At 65.1% G+C, this 17,285-nt stretch carries 14 protein-coding genes and 1 pseudogene; 6 read left to right on the top strand and 9 right to left on the bottom strand.

The window, feature by feature from the left end:
* Window positions 1-103 precede the first annotated feature (103 nt).
* Together RRX38_RS25080 and RRX38_RS25075 are read right to left on the bottom strand one after the other, a co-directional pair.
* On the bottom strand, window positions 104-826 hold the full coding sequence (locus tag RRX38_RS25080; protein WP_410524914.1) for a methyl-accepting chemotaxis protein: 723 nt from the start codon (window positions 824-826) through the stop codon (window positions 104-106).
* A gap of 132 nt (window positions 827-958) precedes the next feature.
* Window positions 959-2,080: pseudogene (locus RRX38_RS25075) on the bottom strand (Cache 3/Cache 2 fusion domain-containing protein); the annotation flags it as partial.
* 315 nt (window positions 2,081-2,395) lie between these two features.
* Here RRX38_RS25075 and RRX38_RS16860 point away from each other — a divergent pair.
* On the top strand, window positions 2,396-3,778 hold the full coding sequence (locus RRX38_RS16860; RefSeq protein WP_315959994.1) for a NorM family multidrug efflux MATE transporter: 1,383 nt from the start codon (window positions 2,396-2,398) through the stop codon (window positions 3,776-3,778).
* On the opposite strand, the gene RRX38_RS16855 is transcribed toward RRX38_RS16860, so the two are convergent.
* Window positions 3,779-5,446, bottom strand: a complete 1,668-nt coding sequence (locus tag RRX38_RS16855) for a bifunctional diguanylate cyclase/phosphodiesterase (protein WP_315959993.1) — start codon at window positions 5,444-5,446, stop codon at window positions 3,779-3,781.
* Window positions 5,447-5,651: 205 nt separating this feature from the next.
* On the opposite strand from RRX38_RS16855, the gene rep reads away from it, so the two are divergent.
* From rep to RRX38_RS16840, 3 genes are all read left to right on the top strand, one after another.
* Window positions 5,652-7,661, top strand: a complete 2,010-nt coding sequence (gene rep / locus RRX38_RS16850; RefSeq protein WP_315959992.1) for a DNA helicase Rep — start codon at window positions 5,652-5,654, stop codon at window positions 7,659-7,661.
* Window positions 7,662-8,051: 390 nt separating this feature from the next.
* The gene (locus RRX38_RS16845) at window positions 8,052-8,306 is read left to right on the top strand and encodes a DUF6124 family protein (RefSeq protein WP_315959991.1); all 255 of its coding nucleotides are present in this window, start codon (window positions 8,052-8,054) and stop codon (window positions 8,304-8,306) included.
* A gap of 141 nt (window positions 8,307-8,447) precedes the next feature.
* Window positions 8,448-10,376: an acetyl-CoA hydrolase/transferase C-terminal domain-containing protein gene (locus RRX38_RS16840; RefSeq protein ID WP_315959990.1), complete on the top strand. Its 1,929-nt coding sequence runs from the start codon at window positions 8,448-8,450 to the stop codon at window positions 10,374-10,376.
* Window positions 10,377-10,569: 193 nt separating this feature from the next.
* Here the strand turns inward: RRX38_RS16840 and RRX38_RS16835 are convergent, their stop codons facing one another.
* From RRX38_RS16835 to dadA, 5 genes are all read right to left on the bottom strand, one after another.
* Window positions 10,570-10,986, bottom strand: coding sequence for a c-type cytochrome (locus tag RRX38_RS16835; RefSeq protein WP_315962694.1), 417 nt, complete (start codon window positions 10,984-10,986; stop codon window positions 10,570-10,572).
* Between the two features lie 185 nt (window positions 10,987-11,171).
* On the bottom strand, window positions 11,172-11,720 hold the full coding sequence (locus RRX38_RS16830; RefSeq protein WP_315959989.1) for a cupin domain-containing protein: 549 nt from the start codon (window positions 11,718-11,720) through the stop codon (window positions 11,172-11,174).
* Between the two features lie 265 nt (window positions 11,721-11,985).
* Window positions 11,986-13,059, bottom strand: coding sequence for an alanine racemase (alr, locus tag RRX38_RS16825; protein WP_315959988.1), 1,074 nt, complete (start codon window positions 13,057-13,059; stop codon window positions 11,986-11,988).
* 37 nt (window positions 13,060-13,096) lie between these two features.
* A complete protein-coding gene (locus RRX38_RS16820; protein ID WP_295478522.1) occupies window positions 13,097-13,450 on the bottom strand; it encodes a RidA family protein in 354 nt (117 codons plus the stop codon).
* On the bottom strand, window positions 13,422-14,723 hold the full coding sequence (gene dadA / locus RRX38_RS16815; RefSeq protein WP_315959987.1) for a D-amino acid dehydrogenase: 1,302 nt from the start codon (window positions 14,721-14,723) through the stop codon (window positions 13,422-13,424). The genes RRX38_RS16820 and dadA overlap by 29 nt, the downstream gene beginning before the upstream one ends.
* 156 nt (window positions 14,724-14,879) lie before the next feature.
* On the opposite strand from dadA, the gene RRX38_RS16810 reads away from it, so the two are divergent.
* Window positions 14,880-15,368 carry an Lrp/AsnC ligand binding domain-containing protein gene (locus RRX38_RS16810; protein ID WP_295478517.1) on the top strand — a complete coding sequence of 163 codons (489 nt, stop codon included), beginning with the start codon at window positions 14,880-14,882 and terminating at the stop codon, window positions 15,366-15,368.
* 21 nt (window positions 15,369-15,389) lie between these two features.
* Here the strand turns inward: RRX38_RS16810 and RRX38_RS16805 are convergent, their stop codons facing one another.
* The gene (locus RRX38_RS16805; RefSeq protein WP_315959986.1) at window positions 15,390-15,743 is read right to left on the bottom strand and encodes a YkgJ family cysteine cluster protein; all 354 of its coding nucleotides are present in this window, start codon (window positions 15,741-15,743) and stop codon (window positions 15,390-15,392) included.
* Between the two features lie 252 nt (window positions 15,744-15,995).
* Here RRX38_RS16805 and RRX38_RS16800 point away from each other — a divergent pair, with 252 nt between their 5' ends.
* Window positions 15,996-17,279, top strand: coding sequence for an FAD-binding oxidoreductase (locus RRX38_RS16800; protein ID WP_315959985.1), 1,284 nt, complete (start codon window positions 15,996-15,998; stop codon window positions 17,277-17,279).
* Window positions 17,280-17,285 lie beyond the last annotated feature (6 nt).

Here is a 17,285-nt window from a genome sequence, read left to right as displayed (position 1 = left end):
GGAGAATGGCAGAGATGCAGTGCCGCTCGTGAACGGCGGCAGCGCAAGAGAAGGGATCCACGAGAAACCGCCGCCCCGGCCTGAACCGGAGCAGCAGCGGGTATTACTTGAACCGCCCCACCTCATCCAGCAGCTCAGCCGCCAATTCGTTGAGTTCGCGGGCGGTCACGGCCAGGTTGGCCACCACTTCGCGCTGCTCGGTGTTGGTCATGGCAATGCTCTGCAGGTTGCCGCTCAGGGCGGTGGCGGTGCTGCTCTGTTCCTGGGCGGCGTTGGTGATGACGGTGAACTGCTGGCCGGCGGCGCGGCTCTGTTCGTCGATCTGCGCCAGCGCTTCGGCCACCTTGGCGTTACGCGACAGGCCTTCCTGCATCAGGGTGTTGCCCTGTTGCATGGTGTTGATGGCGTTGCCGGTTTCCTGCTGGATGCTGGCGATCATCGAGGAGATTTCATCGGTCGCCTCGCGGGTGCGCGAAGCCAGGCTGCGAACCTCGTCGGCCACCACCGCGAAGCCGCGGCCCTGTTCGCCGGCACGCGCCGCTTCGATGGCGGCGTTCAAGGCGAGCAGGTTGGTCTGTTCGGCAATCGAGGTGATCACACCGACGATGCTGCCGATTTCCTGAGAGCGCTGGCCCAGGGTGTTGACCACCGTGGCGGTGCTGTTCAGCGACGCGGCGATCTGCTGCAGGGAGCTGGACGCTTCCTCCATGGACGAGCGGCCGATACGCGTCTGGCGGGCGTTTTCCTGAGCCAGGCGCTCGGTGTCCTTCATGTTGTCGGCGATGTTCATCGAGGTGGCGCTGAACTCTTCCACCGCGCCGGCCATGCTGGTGATCTCGCCCGACTGCTGCTCCATGCCGGCATGGGCGCCGCTGGACAGGCCGGACAGCGCATGCGCCCGGTCACTGACCTGCCGTGAAGCGGTGCGGATGTGCTCGACCATGTTCGACAGTGCCTCGCCCATGGTGTTGAAGCTGCTGGCCAGCAGGCCGATTTCATCGTGGCTGTTGACCGCCAGGCGCACCTTGAGGTTACCGGCGCCCAGGGCCTCGGCCTGGCGCACCAGTTCCGACAAGGGGCGCAATTTGCTGCGCAGCAGCCAGATGGAACCGCCCACGGCGATCAGCATGGCCAACAGGCTGCCGATGGCCAGCTGGGTCCCGACGCTCCAGGTCACCGAGCCGATTTCATCTTCCGGCATGCTCGCCACGACGGTCCACGGACCGTCGGTGAAGGGCACACCCACGCTGTAGAAGTCGTCTTCGGTGTCACTCCAGAAACGCCCCTTGCCCGGCTGCTTGGCCAGCTCACTCGCCGTCTTGGCGGCGTCGTCCGGCTGCTTGACGCCCGCCGGGGCCACCAGCCACTTGCCCTGGTCGTCGAGCAGCGCCAGCGAGCCGGTCTTGCCGATGCGGAAGTTGCGCAGGTTCTCGAACTGGGCGTTCTGCGCATCGGTGTAGTCGAAGCCCACGAACAGCGCGGCGATCACCTTGCCGGAAGCATCCACCACCGGGCTGTACTGGGTCATGTACAGACGCCCGAACAGCATGGCCTTGCCCACGTATTCCTTGTTGGCCATCAACCGTGCGTAAGCCTGGCCCTGGCGATCGAGCACGGTGCCGATGGCGCGCGAGCCGTCCTGCTTGGTCAGCGAGGTGCTGATGCGCACGAGGTCATCGCCGCTGCGCACGAACACCGTGGCCACACCGGCGGTGAGGTTGCGGAACTCGTCCACCTCACCGAACTCGTTGTTCAGCGCCTGGCCGTCGAGGTACAGACCGGGGGTCTGGGTGCCGGCCACGGTGAAGGAGGTGCCTGTCTGCAGGCTCAGACCGGAGCCGAAGCGCTTCTCGAACAGGCTGGCCAGGCGACGGGTGCTGTCGCGCAGGGTGGTATGGAAAGTGTTGAGCTGGTCGGCGAGCAGGCGAGCCTCACTGCTCAGGTGCTCCTCGCGGATGACGAGGTTGGCGGCATCCAGTGAACGCAGGGCGAAAAGGGTACTGCAACTGATGACCACCGCGAGGATGACCGCCAGGGCAATGCCGAGTTGAGAAGCAATCCGGGCGCGAGGCTTGGACATACGAACTCCTGGCTGGATGGTGCGGGCGCCATGGGGCCCGCCAGCCAGCATCGTTATAGTGAAGAGAGCAAGGGTTACACGCGGTTTCCCAATGGAGTCGGCATATCCCCTATAAACTTGAGGCTTTTTCTAAGGTATTGGCAAACGATTGCGCGGCCCCGAAGCGCGCCTTCGACAGCACCGCCCTGCAAGGGTTGCGTCGATAAGACAGTTATAGGCGCTTATTGAATGATCGGCGGGATTTATCGGTTTGTCTTCTGCCGCACCAGCCCGGAGAATAGGCGCTTCGTTTCTCCCCACCGAGCCCTCACGACCATGCAATCGGCTGCCTTCAAGGAACTCTGGATCATCCTGCGTCTGGCGGCGCCGCTGATTGCCTCGCAAGTGGCGCACATGCTGATGGTGTTCACCGACACCGTGATGATGGGCAAGCTCGGCCCCGAGGCGCTGGCCGGCGGCGGCCTGGGCGCGGCGACCTACAATTTCGTGTCGTTTTTCTGCATCGGGGTCATGGCCGCGGTGGGTACGCTGGTGTCGATCCGTCTTGGCGCCAACGATCAGCAGGGCGCCACCCGCCTGACCCAGGCCGGGCTGTGGCTGGCCTGGGGCATGGCGGTACTGGCCGCGCTGTTGCTGTGGAACATCGAGCCGGTGCTGCTGCACTTCGGCCAGCAGCCAGCCAACGTGGCCATGGCCATGCAGTTCCTCACCACCCTGCCCCTGGCCCTGCCGGGCCTGCTCAGCTTCATGGCCCTGCGCGGCTTCACCAGTGCGCTGGGCCGCGCCATGCCGGTGATGGTCATCAGCCTGGCTGGCGCGGCGGCCAACTTCGTCCTCAACTACGCGCTGATCGAAGGCTGGCTGGGACTGCCGCATCTGGGCCTGTGGGGCATCGGGCTGGTCACCGCCGTGGTCAGCAACTGCATGGCCCTGGCCCTGGCGCTGCACATCCGCCGCCATCGCGGCTACGACGCTTACCCCATCGGCCAGCAGCTCGGCCGGCTGTCGCGCAGCCACCTGGGCGAACTCTGGCGCCTGGGCCTGCCGATCGGCGGCACCTATGCCGTGGAGGTCGGGCTGTTCACCTTTGCCGCCTTCTGCATGGGCGCACTGGGCACCACGCAGCTGGCCGCCCACCAGATCGCCCTGCAGACCGTGTCCATGGCGTTCATGATTCCGGTGGGCATCTCCTACGCGGTGACCATGCGCATCGGCAAGCACTACGGTGCCAACGACCTGCTCATGGCGCGCATCGCCGGGCGCATGGGCATTGGCTGCGGCGGCGCCTTCATGCTGTTGTTCGCCCTGCTGTTCTGGCTGGTGCCCCGGCCCATCGTCGGGCTGTTCCTGGACCTCGACGATCCGGCCTTTGCCGACACCGTGGTCCTGGCGGTCAAGCTGCTGGCCATCGCCGCCTGGTTCGAACTGTTCGACGGCACCCAGACTATCGCCATGGGCGCGATTCGCGGACTCAAGGATGCCAAGACCACCTTTCTCATCGGCCTGGGCTGCTATTGGCTGGTAGCCGCGCCTGCCGCGTGGCTGCTGGGCTTCGGCACTCCGGCCGGGGCCGAGGGCGTATGGTGGGGGCTGGCGCTGGGCTTGCTGTGCGCAGCCGTGACGCTGACCCTGGCGTTCGAGCGGCGCATGCGCAAACTGCTGCGTCAGCCGGGCGAGGCGGCCACGCTCAAGGTCTGATCACAGGCCGACGATCATCTGCCCGGCCGTGCCCGCCAGCAGGTACTGGGTCAGCTGCGTGATGGGCAAGGGCCGGGAAATCATGAAGCCCTGGGCCTGGTCGCAACCGAACTCGCGCAACAGCGCCAGTTGCGCGGGCGACTCGATACCCTCGGCCACCACTTCCAGCCCCAGGTTGTGCGCCAAGTTGATCATGGCGTGCACCAGCTTGCGGTTTTCTTCGCGCTGCTCCATGTCGGCGACGAAGCTGCGGTCGATCTTCAGCAGGGCGATCGGCAGGCTGTTCAGGTGCACGAAGGACGAAAAGCCGGTGCCGAAGTCATCCAGCGAGAAGCGCACACCGAAGGCCCGCAGGGCGTCCATGGTCTTGCTGACCAGGTCGCTGCGGCGCATCACGGCGGTTTCGGTGAGTTCGAACTCCAGCCAATGGGCGTCGATGCCCTGTTCGGTGATCAGCCGGCTGAGGGTGTCGAGCAACTGGTTGTCCTGGAACTGGCGGAACGACAGGTTGACCGCCATGTGCAGCGGCTCCAGGCCCTGCGCGGCCATGGCCTGCATGTCACGCAGGGCACGGAAGATTACCCAGTAACCCAACGGTACGATCAGCCCGCTCTGCTCGGCCAGCGGCACGAATTCGTTGGGTGGCAGCAGGCCGCGCTCCGGGTGGCGCCAGCGCACCAGGGCCTCGAGACCGACGATACGCCCGCTGCGCAGGCACAACCGCGGCTGGTAGTGCAGCTCCAGTTCGTCGCGGCGCAGAGCGCGGCGCAATTCGCCTTCCAGGTCAGCCAGGCTGCGGGCATTGCGGTTGATACGCTCGTCGAACGGGTGCCAGGTACAGCCCTGGATGCCCTTGGCCTGGCGCATGGCGATGTGCGCATGCCACATCAGCGAGTCGGCACCGGCCTGCGGGCAGGCGTGCGCCAGCCCCAGGCTGCTGCCCAGCAGCAGGCTTTCGCCGTCGATCCAGTAGGGCTCGGACAAGGCGTCGACTACGCGCTCTGCCACCTCGGCGGCCCGCTGTGGGGCCTCACGGGTGTCCAGCAGCAGGGCGAACTCGTCACCGCCCAGCCGGGCCAGCTGGTCGTTGCTGCCCAACTGCTGCTTGAGGCGCGCCACCACCTGCAGGATCAGGCGGTCGCCGGCCTGGTGGCCGAGGGCATCGTTGACGCGGCGAAAGTTGTCCAGGTCCAGATGCCCGAGCGCCAGGCCGGCACCTGCGTGCTCGGCCAGACGGGCAGCGAGCAGGGTCTGGAAGCCCTGGCGATTGGCGATGCCGGTCAGCGGGTCTTGCTCGGCGAGGCGCTGCAGGGTGTCTTCCAGCCCACGCCGCTCGCGCACATGGCGCAGGCACCGGCGCAGGGTGTCGGGGGTCAGGCTGTCGCGCACCAGCCAGTCGCAGGCGCCCACCGGCGTGGCGTTGGGCTCGGCATCCAGAAGCATCACCAGCGGTGCCCGGCAACTGCCCACCGGCGGTTGCAGGCCCGGCGTGGCCAACAGCACGGCGTTGCGTTCACAGGCCAGGAGGCGGCTGGTACTGCCCCAATGGTCGAGCGCATGCAGGCTGGTGCCCGCCGGCAACGCCGACAGACAAGATTCCAGCAACGCCTGCCAGGCTGGTTCTTGGACCAGCAGCAATAACCGCATCGGCTCGACAGGCGTTGGCAACGCAGACTCCCTATTCCGAAGAACAACAAGGGGGTAAGTGGCCTCGGAAAAGAGGCATGAGGCACACGCAATTGCGTGCCATGCGCAAATGTAACAAAACCAAAAAATTTAGATAGGTCGGCGCATCAAAACCCTGGAAGGCTGCACAAAATTGCCAGCCTGTTAAAATGCCCGGCCATTTCGCATACGACTCGTGCCCTCTCCCATGTCCCGACTCAACCCCCGGCAGCAGGAAGCCGTGAACTACGTCGGCGGCCCGCTCCTGGTGCTCGCCGGCGCCGGTTCCGGCAAGACCAGCGTGATCACGCGCAAGATCGCCCATCTCATCCAGAACTGCGGCATCCGTGCCCAGTACATCGTGGCCATGACCTTCACCAACAAGGCCGCGCGGGAGATGAAAGAGCGGGTCGGTACCCTGTTGCGCAAGGGCGAGGGGCGCGGCCTGACGGTCTCGACCTTCCACAACCTTGGCCTGAACATCATCCGCAAGGAACATGCGCGGCTGGGCTACAAGCCGGGCTTCTCGATCTTCGACGAGGGCGACATCAAGTCCCTGCTGACCGACATCATGCAGAAGGAGTACGCCGGCGACGACGGCGTCGACGAGATCAAGAACATCATCGGTGCCTGGAAGAACGACCTGATCCTGCCCGAAGAAGCCCTGGCCAATGCCCGTGGCCCCAAGGAACAGACCGCCGCCATCGTCTATGCCCACTACCAGCGCACCCTCAAGGCCTACAACGCGCTGGACTTCGACGACCTGATCCTGCTGCCGGTCAAGCTGTTCCAGGAGCACGCCGACATTCTGGAGAAGTGGCAGAACCGCGTGCGCTACCTGCTGGTCGACGAATACCAGGACACCAACGCCAGCCAGTACCTGCTGGTGAAGATGCTCATCGGCACACGCAACCAGTTCACCGTGGTCGGCGACGATGACCAGTCGATCTACGCCTGGCGCGGAGCGCGGCCGGAAAACCTGATGCTGCTCAAGGAAGACTACCCGTCGCTGAAGGTGGTGATGCTCGAGCAGAACTACCGCTCTACCAGCCGCATCCTGCGCTGCGCCAACGTGCTGATCGCCAACAATCCCCATGCCTTCGAGAAGCAACTGTGGTCGGAAATGGGCCACGGCGACGAGATCCGCGTGATCCGCTGCCGCAACGAAGAGGCCGAAGCCGAACGGGTGGCGATGGAAATCCTCACCCTGCACCTGCGCACCGACCGGCCCTACAGCGACTTCGCCATTCTCTACCGGGGCAACTACCAGGCCAAGCTGATCGAGCTGAAGCTGCAGCACCACCAGGTGCCGTATCGACTATCGGGCGGCACCAGCTTCTTCAGCCGCCAGGAAGTGAAGGACTTGATGTCCTACTTCCGCCTGCTGGTGAACCCGGACGACGACAACGCTTTCTTGCGGGTGATCAACGTGCCGCGCCGGGAAATCGGCTCCACCACCCTGGAAAAGCTCGGCAACTACGCCTCCGAGCGCAAGATCTCGATGTACGCGGCCACCGAGGAACTGGGCCTGGGCGAGCACCTCGATTCGCGTTACACCGAGCGCCTGCAACGCTTCAAGCGCTGGATGGACGGCGTGCGCCAGCAATGCGCGCAGAACGACCCCATCGCCGCGCTGCGCAGCATGGTCATGGACATCGACTACGAGAACTGGATTCGCCAGAACAGCTCCAGCGACAAGGCCGCCGACTACCGCATGGGCAACGTGTGGTTCCTCATCGAGGCGCTGAAGAACACCTTGGAAAAAGACGAAGATGGCGAGATGACAATCGAAGAGGCGATCGGCAAGCTGGTGTTGCGTGACATGCTCGAACGCCAGCAGGAAGAGGAAGAAGGCGCCGAAGGTGTGCAGATGATGACCCTTCACGCCTCCAAGGGCCTGGAGTTTCCCTACGTGTTCATCATGGGCATGGAAGAGGAAATCCTCCCGCACCGCTCCAGCATCGAGGCCGACACCATCGAGGAGGAACGCCGCCTGGCCTACGTGGGCATCACCCGAGCCCGCCAGACCCTGGCCTTCACCTTCGCAGCCAAGCGCAAGCAGTACGGCGAGATCATCGACTGCACGCCCAGCCGCTTCCTCAACGAGCTGCCCCCTGACGACCTGGCCTGGGAAGGCCTGGAAGAAGCCCCGGTCGAGGTCAAGGCGGCCCGCGGCAATAACGCCCTGGCCGATATCCGCGCCATGCTCAAGCGCTAGGCGACCGGGCCGGTAGGCCTTTTCGCTGTAGGACCGGCTTCAGCCGGGAAGCTTCTGGTGGCGGAAGCCCGACCAAGGGCGCTGATTGAGGGGCGTAATTGCAAGATGCCTCTCTATCTCTTGAAGGAAATTTCCGAGAGAATCGCCGACCCTTGCGTGTGCAAATGCCCCTGACTAGGCTGCCTTCGTCGCTGAACATCAGCGATCGGGTTTAGCAGCCCGACTCAGGAAAATGTCACGCACGGACCGCTTATGGCGGCTTCGCGCGGGGCACCTTCGGGTGCGCCGGTCTTTTGGCATTTTTCCCCGGTCTGCTAACCCGCGACGAAGCCGCCACCCTCTGTTTGTTTAGCAGCGAACCCTGGGTGGCCTTAGCCAAGGGAAAATGTCATGACCAAGAAGCTGGTTCCAGACCCACCCATCTCACCCGACCTGCTGACCCTCCTCGAATGCCGCATCGCCCACGCCGTCGAGCTGCTGCGTTGCGCCACCGCCACCACCGTCGAAAGCGCCGACAACCTGCAAGGCCCGCAGCGCCACCTGGCCCTGGCTGGCATGCACTTGATCACCCAGGCCCATCAGGCGCTGGACCGGGTGCTCGACCAGTGGCCTGCATCCGCCAGCCTGGCCGTTGATCCCGGCTGAAACCGTCCCTAACCGAGTGCCCCGCAGGCCGGTCCTCGCCCTGTAGGACCGGCTTCAGCCGGGAAGCCCTGAGCCGACCATGCAGCAAATACCCGCTCGATGCAGTCCAAGCTGCATTCCTTTTCCGTCAGGAGAGCCCGGATGCTGCAATCCTGCTCCATCGAGCGCGCCGTCGACCATGTGCTGGACCACCTGCCTGCACACATTCACCTGGGCATGCCGCTGGGCCTGGGCAAGCCCAATACCTTCGTCAACGCGCTGTACCGCCGCATCCGCGAGCTGCCCGAGCGGCAGCTGACGATCTACACCGCGCTGAGCCTGGGCCGCCCCACGCCCGGCGAAGGCTTGCAGGCACGCTTTCTCGAACCCTTTCTGGAGCGGGTGTTCGGCGACTACCCGGAGCTGGACTACCTGGCCGACCTGCGCCGCGACCGCCTGCCGCCGAACATCCGCGTCGAGCAGTTCTTCATGCAGCCCGGCAGCCTGCTCGACAGCGTGCCGGCGCAGCAGGACTACGTCAGCAGCAACTACAGCCACGCCGCACGGGACATCAACGCCAAGGGCCTGAACCTGATCGCCCAGCTGGTGGCCGCCGACCCGCAGCGGCCCGGCTGCCTGAGTCTGAGCTGCAACCCCGACGTGACCCTCGACCTGCTGCCGCTGGTCGCCAAGCGCCGCACCGCCGGGGAAACCATCCTGGTGGTCGGCCAGGTGCATGCCGACCTGCCCTACATGCCCGGCGATTCCGAGCTGGACATTGCCGCCTTCGACCTGCTGATCGACGAGCCGGAGCGCAGCACGCTGTTTTCCACCCCGAACATGCCGGTGGGCCTGCAGGACCACTTCATCGGCCTGCATGCCAGCACACTGGTGCGCGACGGCGGCACCCTGCAGATCGGCATCGGCTCGATGGGCGACGCGCTGACTGCTGCGCTGCTGGCCCGGCAAGGCGACAACCACAGCTACACCCGGTTGCTGGGCGAGCTGAACATGAGCAACTGGCAGGTGATGATCGACCGTGAAGGCGGCACCGCACCCTTTGCCCAGGGCCTGTACGGCTGCAGCGAGATGTTCGTCAACGGCCTGCTGGCCCTGGCCGATGCCGGCATCGTGCGCCGCAAGGTGTACGCCGACCTCGACCGCCAGCGCCTGGCCGACATGGGCATGCTCGACGAAACGCAAGACGTCGGCGGCGTGGTGGTGCACGGCGGTTTCTTCCTCGGCCCGCGCAGTTTCTATGCACGGCTGCGCGAGTTGCCGGCCGAGCGCCTGGCGCAGTTCAACATGAGCGCCATCAGCTTCATCAACGAGCTGTACGGCAATGAAGAACTCAAGCGTTTGCAGCGCAAGGATGCGCGGTTCATCAACAGTACGTTCTGCGTGACCCTGCTCGGTGCGGCCGCCGCCGACCAGCTGGAAGACGGTCGGGTGCTCAGCGGCGTAGGCGGGCAGTACAACTTCGTGGCCCAGGCCCACGCCCTGGAGGATGCCCGCTCGGTGCTGATCCTGCGCAGTTGGCGCGAGTCCGGCGGCGAGGTCAGCTCGAACATCGTCTGGTCCTATGGGCACTGCACCATACCCCGCCACCTGCGCGACATCGTGGTCACCGAGTACGGCATTGCCGACCTGCGTGGACAGACCGATGCCACGGTGATCGAACGGCTGCTGAACATCAGCGACTCACGCTTCCAACCCGGCCTGATCGAACAGGCGCAGCGCGCCGGCAAGCTGCCCCGCGACTTTGCCCTCGATCCGCGTTTTACCGACAACACCCCCGAACGCCTGAAAGCCGTGGCGGAAGGTTATCCAGAGCTGTTCAGCGAATACCCGCTGGGCAGCGATTTCGAACCGCAAGAGCGCGACCTGCTGCGCGCCTTGAACTGGCTCAAGAGCAAACTCAAGCTCACCGAGATACTGGAATTGGGCAAGGCCACCCTCGATGCGCCAGAACCCGAGGCGTACCCCGAGCACCTGCGGCGCATGGGCCTGGACAACCCGGACGGGCTGCGTGAGGAATTGCTGCAACGGCTGCTGCTGGCGGGGCTGCACAACACGACGGGGCATGCTTGACCATGCCAGGTGCCTGACCGGTAGGAGCGGCTTCAGCCGCGAAGCGACCGCATGTTCACAACAGATGCGGTGAATTTCCTGGCGCTTTCTCGGCTAAAGCCGCTCCCACCAAGCCACATACCGACTAACTGAACAGTATTGGCGCTGAAGCCGATCCTCGCGGGTATCAGCCACGCCCAGGGAGGCAAGCCGGTTACAACCCGGACATCTTCTGGATCGCGGCCTTCAGCTCTTCATCGGAGCAGTCGCCACAGGTGCCCTTCGGCGGCATGGTGTTGATGCCGGTGATGGCTTTGGCCAACAGGCCGTCGAGGCCGCCTTCCTTGTCGGCGCGGGCTTTCCAGGCGGCACTGTCGCCGATCTTCGGCGCGTCCATCAGGCCGACGCTGTGGCAGGCGGTGCAGTGCTTGGCGATGATGTCCTGCGCCGGGCGGGCCGCGCCGGCACCACCGGCAGCGGCGCTCACCGCCACCCCCGCACATTCCTGGCCCTGGATGCACACCTTGCCCACCGGTTCGAGGCGCTTGGCGATCTCGTCACTGGTCGCCGCCTGCAGGCCCAGCGGCAGCAGTGACAGGGTGGCGGCCAGGGCCAGGCATAGTCTTGTCAGGTTCACGCGTTCACCCTCACTGGTGGCTGGTCAGGCTCGCCACGGCGTTCAGGCGCTGCGAGCAGGCGCAAAGTATAACGACGCGCCCGCAGACCCGGAACGGCCCTACATCGCGAAGGGTTATTACCCTTGCCGTAGATCAATACCCGACAGGCCCCGGTTTACCGGGGCCTGGCCGCAAGGGGTCAGAAATTCGCCGGCGTGGCTGCGCTGATCAGTCGCGCCGGAGTGTCGAAGGGGTTGCGGAAACGATGCGGGCGGCTGCTTTCGAAGTAGTAGCTGTCGCCCACTTCCAGCAGGTAGGTGTCGGCGCCGACGATCAGCTCCAGGCGGCCTTCGATGAGGATGCCGGTCTCTTCGCCTTCATGCACCAGCATTTCTTCGCCAGTGTCGGCGCCGGGCGGGTAGGTCTCGGTGAGAAAGGCGATGGCCCGGCCCTGGTGCGACTTGCCCACCAGCTTCATGGTCACTGCACCGTCGGAGATATCCAACAGTTCAGCGGGCTTGTAGACCACCTGGGTGGTGTTGTCCGGCTGCATTTCCTCGGAAAAGAACTCGACCATCGACATCGGAATGCCGCCGAGCACCTTGCGCAGCGAACTGATCGACGGGCTGACGCTGTTCTTCTCGATCATGGAAATGGTGCTGTTGGTCACGCCGGCCCGCTTGGCCAGTTCGCGTTGGGACAGGCCCTTGAGCTTACGGATGTGTTGCAGTCGCTCACCGACGTCCAATTCGGCACTCCTCCAGGTTCGGAGGCCTCGTACGGCACGCGCGTCATCGCCCTGGGCAGGCACAGGCGAACCTGGCCCGGGCTGGGCATCCCACACTGGGCGTTATGCTCCCTTGCTGCACGATCTCTTCGGATCGCCTTCGATCGCAGCATGATCGACACGCAGGCACACTCGCACGAAGCCTGAGGTTAAAGTCGAGACCGGGGCATCATGGCAACAGCGTTCAATATTTACAACAGTCGGGCCGTTTACGGCCCGGGCAGGATCAGTCGTCGGCGTACAGGCGCGGTACGCGCTTGAGGTTGCAGAACAGCTGGTAAGGGATAGCGCCGGCCTGGGCGGCGACTTCGCTGGCCGACAGGTTCGGCCCCCAGAACTCCACCCGGCTGCCGAGGCCGGCCTGTGGCAGGTGAGTGAGGTCGACGCACAGCATGTCCATCGACACGCGCCCCAGCAGGCGGCTGCGCTGGCCGTCGATGATCACCGGCGTACCGGTGGGCGCGTGACGCGGGTAGCCATCGGCATACCCCATGGCCACCACGCCGATGCGGCTTGGCCGCTCGGTGATGTAGGTGGCGCCGTAACCCACCGGCTCACCGGCCGGCAGCTCACGCAGGTTGATGACCTTCGACTCCAGGGTCATCACCGCACGCAACTGGTCGGCCAGGGGCTGCGGGCGGTCGAAGGGTGTGGCGCCGTAGAGCATGATGCCGGGGCGTACCCAATCGCTCTTGATCTGCGGCCAGCCCAGCAAGGCTGGCGAGTTGTTCAGGCTGGTCGGTGCGTTCAGCCCTTGGGTGGCGGCCTGGAACACCGCCAGTTGCTCTTCGCTGCGCGGGCAGTCCAGCTCATCGGCACGGGCGAAGTGGGTCATCAGGGTGATCTGCGCCGCCTTGCCGCTGGTCAGCAGGCGCTGGTAAGCCGCCGGGTACTCGGCCGGAAACAGCCCCACCCGGTGCATGCCGCTGTCGAGCTTGAGCCATAGGTTGAGCGGCTTGCCCAACGCCGCGCGCTCGATGGCCTCGACCTGCCACAAAGCATGCACCACGCACCACAGGTCGTGTTCGACGATCAGTTCCAGCTCGTCGGCTTCGAAAAAGCCTTCGAGCAACAGGATCGGCCCCTGGATGCCAGCGGCGCGCAGTTCCAGGGCTTCCTCGATGCAGGCCACTGCATAACCATCGGCCTCGCCCTGCAGGGCCTCGGCCACGCGCACCGCACCATGACCATAGGCGTCGGCCTTGATCACCGCCAGGGCCTTGGCCCCGGCGTGCTGGCGGGCCAGCCGGTAGTTGTGGCGCAGGGCCTGGAGGTCGATGAGGGCACGGGCTGGGCGCATGGTCAGGCTTTCTTGTGTGGTAAAGGCAAAGGAGTGGTTACGGCAGCGCGGCGGTGACCGACAGCTCGACGAGGATTTCCGGCTCGCACAGCTTGGCTTCGACGGTGGCACGGGCGGGCGCGACACCAGCGGGCAGCCACTGATCCCAGACGCTGTTCATGCCAGCGAAGTGGGCGTCGATGTCCTTGAGGTAGATGGTCACCGAAAGCAGACGGGTCTTGTCAGTGCCCGCCTCGTCCAGCAAACGCTCGATGGCCGCCAGGGTCTCGCGGGTCTGCTGCTCGATACCGGCCGTCAGGTCATCGCCTACCTGGCCAGCCAGGTAGACGGTGCCGTTGTGCACCACCACCTGGCTCATGCGTTCATTGGTGTGCAGGCGCTGGATTGACATGTCGTGCGTTCTCCTTGTGATTGCCGTAGCGGTAGATGTCCAGGCCCTCGGCGCTGATCTGCGGGCTCTTGCGCACGATCAGGTCGGCCAGCAGGCGACCGGAGCCACACGCCATGGTCCAGCCCAGGGTGCCGTGGCCGGTGTTGAGGAACAGATTGCGGTACGGGGTGGCGCCCACGATGGGCGTGCCGTCCGGGGTCGCCGGGCGCAGGCCGGTCCAGAAACTGGCCTGGCTCAGGTCGCCGCCGTGAGGATAGAGATCGTCGACGATCATCTCCAGCGTTTCGCGACGCCGCGGGTTGAGCGACAGGTCGAAACCGGCGATTTCCGCCATGCCGCCCACGCGGATGCGGTTGTCGAAGCGGGTGATCGCCACCTTGTAGGTTTCGTCGAGAATGGTCGAGGTCGGCGCCATGTCGCCCTGGGTGATCGGCACGGTCAGCGAGTAGCCCTTGAGCGGGTAGACCGGGGCCTTGATGCCCAGCGGCTTGAGCAGTTGCGGCGAATAGCTGCCCAGCGCCAGTACGTAGCGGTCGGCAGTTTCCAGCTTGCCGTTGATCCACACGCCATTGATGCGGTCGCCAGCGAAGTCGATGCGCTCGATGTTCTGCCCGTAGCGGAACTCCACGCCCAGGTTGGTGGCCATTTCGGCCAGGCGGGTGGTGAACAGCTGGCAGTCGCCGGTCTGGTCGTTGGGCAGGCGCAATGCGCCGCTGAGCTTGCCGACCACGCCGGCCAGGGCCGGCTCGACGCGGGCGATGCCGTCGCGGTCGAGCAGCTCGTAGGGCACGCCGGACTGCTGCAGCACGGCAATGTCCTTGGCGGCGTTGTCGAGTTGCTCCTGAGTGCGGAACAGCTGGGTGGTGCCCAGCTGGCGCGCCTCGTAGGCGATGCCGGTCTCGGCACGCAGTTCGTCGAGGCAGTCGCGACTGTACTCGGACAGGCGCACCATGCGCTCCTTGTTCACCGCATAGCGGCTGGCGGTGCAGTTGCGCAGCATCTGCGCCATCCACAGGTACTGGTCGAGCTGGCCGGTGAGCTTGATGGCCAGCGGCGCATGGCGCTGCAGCAGCCACTTCATGGCCTTGAGCGGAATGCCCGGCGCCGCCCAGGGCGAGGCGTAGCCTGGCGACACCTGGCCGGCGTTGGCGAAGCTGGTTTCCATGGCCACGGCGTTCTGGCGGTCGACCACGGTCACCTGCATGCCCTCGCGGGCCAGATAATAGGCACTGGTCGTACCGATCACACCACTACCAAGAACCAGAACGCGCATGTCGATTACCTCATCGCGGCGAAGCCGCTGACGTTTTACGGGCAAGTTGAGAATGTGGCCAGTATAGGGAGGTAGAAGCAGTGCTTTTCACTATATAACGAGCTATATTCGAGGCGTTTTCTCGGGGAACAGCGCTAAGACAGAGGGGGATTACCCATGCGCACCCAGCATCAGTCCAAGCGCGAACTGGACAAGATCGACCGCAACATCCTGCGCATTCTGCAAGCCGACGGGCGCATTTCCTTCACCGAGCTGGGCGAACGCGTCGGCCTGTCTACCACGCCCTGCACCGAGCGCGTCCGCCGCCTGGAACGCGAGGGCATCATCATGGGCTACAACGCCCGCCTCAACCCGCAGAGCCTCAAGGCCAGCCTGCTGGTGTTCGTGGAAATCAGCCTGGACTACAAGTCAGGCGACACCTTCGACGAATTCCGCCGCGCCATTCTCAAACTGCCCCATGTGCTGGAGTGTCACCTGGTGTCGGGCGACTTCGACTACCTGGTCAAGGCGCGCATTTCGGAAATGGCCTCGTACCGCAAGCTGCTGGGCGACATCCTGCTCAAGCTGCCCCACGTGCGCGAGTCGAAAAGCTACATCGTCATGGAAGAAGTGAAAGAAAGCCTGAACCTGCCGATTGCCGACTGACTGCCGCGTGCCTTTAGCCGCTCAGACCAGCACCTGGCGGTGAGCAATCATGTACTGATGGATCTGCTTCTCGACCCTGGGGTGGATCATCTCCACCGGGCGGCGGCCGTTCGGGCACGGCAGGCGCGGGGTGGTGCCGAACAGCCGGCAGATCAGCGGGCGCTCGTCGTACACCGTGCAGCCTTGCGGCCCCAGGTGCACGCAGTTCAACTGTTCCAGCGCGGCCTCCTGCTCGGCGGCGCTCTTGCGCGGCAGGCGCGACATTTCTTCCGGGGAGGTGGTCACCGGCCCGCAGCAGTCATGGCAGCCCGGTACGCATTCGAAGGTGGGAATCTGCCGGCGCAGGCTGCGCACGGTTTCACGGTTACAACTCATCAGGACTCCGGGTTGGCTGGCCGGCACGATTGTGCCGCAGTTGGCACAGCCGGGACAGCGGCTTATCCTCGGCGGGTTTGCATTTAATCCAACACTCGCCGGTTAGACACCATTCGGGTTTGTAGGCGCGACCTTGGTCGCGAAGAGGCCGGCAATGCCGGTGCATCAGCGGTGAATGTGCCGCAGCCTTCGCGAGCCAGCTCGCTCCCACAGCCCGAGTGAACGTACTGCGTTTAATCCAAGGATGCCTCCATGCCCGCTCACGCCGCCTCTTATTACGCCGCCAGCAGCCATCCGCAGCCGGACTTCCCGAGCCTGCAAGGAGCGCACACGGCAGATGTCTGCGTGGTAGGCGGCGGCTTCAGCGGGCTCAACACCGCCATCGAACTGGCCGAACGCGGCCTCAGCGTGATCCTGCTGGAGGCCCGGCGCATCGGCTGGGGCGCCAGCGGCCGCAATGGCGGGCAACTGATTCGTGGCGTCGGCCACGGCGTGGAGCAGTTCGCTCCAGTTATCGGCAGCGAAGGCGTGCGCCAGCTCAAGCTGATGGGCCTGGAAGCGGTGGAGATCGTGCGCCAGCGTGTCGAGCGCCATGGCATCCAGTGCGACCTGAAATGGGGTTACTGCGACCTGGCCAACAAGCCCGCCCAGTTGCAGGGTTTCGCCGAAGACCTCGAAGAACTGCACAGCCTCGGCTACCGCCATGAACTGCAACTGCTGCAGGCCGATGAAATGCACAGCGTGGTGGGCTCGGACCGTTACGTCGGCGGCCTGATCGACCGCGGCTCGGGACACCTGCATCCGCTCAACCTGGCCCTGGGCGAAGCTGCCGTGGCGCGGCAACTGGGCGTGCAACTGTTCGAAGACTCGACGGTGACGCGTATCGACTACGGCCCGCAGGTCACGGTGCACACCGCGACGGGCCAGGTTCAGGCGAAGTTTCTGGTGCTGGGCTGCAACGCCTACCTCAACGACCTCAACGCCGAGCTGGGCGGCAAGGTGCTGCCGGCCGGCAGCTACATCATCGCCACCGAACCGTTGAGCGAAGAGCAGGCTCGCCAGTTGCTGCCTCAGGACATGGCGGTGTGCGACCAGCGCGTGGCGCTGGACTACTACCGGTTGTCCGCCGACCGGCGCCTGCTGTTCGGCGGTGCCTGCCACTACTCGGGCCGCGACCCGCAGGACATCGGCGCCTACATGCGACCCAAGATGCTCAAGGTGTTCCCGCAGTTGGCCAATGTGCGCATCGACTACCAGTGGGGCGGCATGATCGGCATCGGCGCCAACCGCCTGCCGCAGATCGGCCGACTCAAGGAGCACCCCAACGTGTTCCACGCCCAGGCGTATTCCGGGCATGGCGTGAACGCTACGCACCTGGCCGGCCGCCTGCTGGCCGAAGCCATCAGCGGCCAGCACGGCGGCGGCTTCGAGCTGTTCGCCAAGGTGCCGCACATCACCTTCCCCGGCGGGCGCCACCTGCGTTCGCCACTGCTGGCCCTGGGCATGCTCTGGCACCGCCTCAAGGAGCTGGTGTAACCCTGA

Source organism: Pseudomonas sp. DTU_2021_1001937_2_SI_NGA_ILE_001, assembly GCF_032463525.1.
GTDB lineage: Bacteria > Pseudomonadota > Gammaproteobacteria > Pseudomonadales > Pseudomonadaceae > Aquipseudomonas.
The sequence above is the reverse complement of the archived record's forward strand: the minus strand, read 5'-3'. Positions and strand labels throughout refer to the sequence as shown.

Coding starts and splice junctions, on each gene's coding strand:
- RRX38_RS25080 (WP_410524914.1), bottom strand. CDS start 826: ATGGCCGGCGCGGTGGAAGAGTTCAGCGCCACCTCGATGAACATCGCC.
- RRX38_RS16860 (WP_315959994.1), top strand. CDS start 2,396: ATGCAATCGGCTGCCTTCAAGGAACTCTGGATCATCCTGCGTCTGGCG.
- rep (WP_315959992.1), top strand. CDS start 5,652: ATGTCCCGACTCAACCCCCGGCAGCAGGAAGCCGTGAACTACGTCGGC.
- RRX38_RS16845 (WP_315959991.1), top strand. CDS start 8,052: ATGACCAAGAAGCTGGTTCCAGACCCACCCATCTCACCCGACCTGCTG.
- RRX38_RS16840 (WP_315959990.1), top strand. CDS start 8,448: ATGCTGCAATCCTGCTCCATCGAGCGCGCCGTCGACCATGTGCTGGAC.
- alr (WP_315959988.1), bottom strand. CDS start 13,059: ATGCGCCCAGCCCGTGCCCTCATCGACCTCCAGGCCCTGCGCCACAAC.
- RRX38_RS16820 (WP_295478522.1), bottom strand. CDS start 13,450: ATGTCAATCCAGCGCCTGCACACCAATGAACGCATGAGCCAGGTGGTG.
- dadA (WP_315959987.1), bottom strand. CDS start 14,723: ATGCGCGTTCTGGTTCTTGGTAGTGGTGTGATCGGTACGACCAGTGCC.
- RRX38_RS16810 (WP_295478517.1), top strand. CDS start 14,880: ATGCGCACCCAGCATCAGTCCAAGCGCGAACTGGACAAGATCGACCGC.
- RRX38_RS16805 (WP_315959986.1), bottom strand. CDS start 15,743: ATGAGTTGTAACCGTGAAACCGTGCGCAGCCTGCGCCGGCAGATTCCC.
- RRX38_RS16800 (WP_315959985.1), top strand. CDS start 15,996: ATGCCCGCTCACGCCGCCTCTTATTACGCCGCCAGCAGCCATCCGCAG.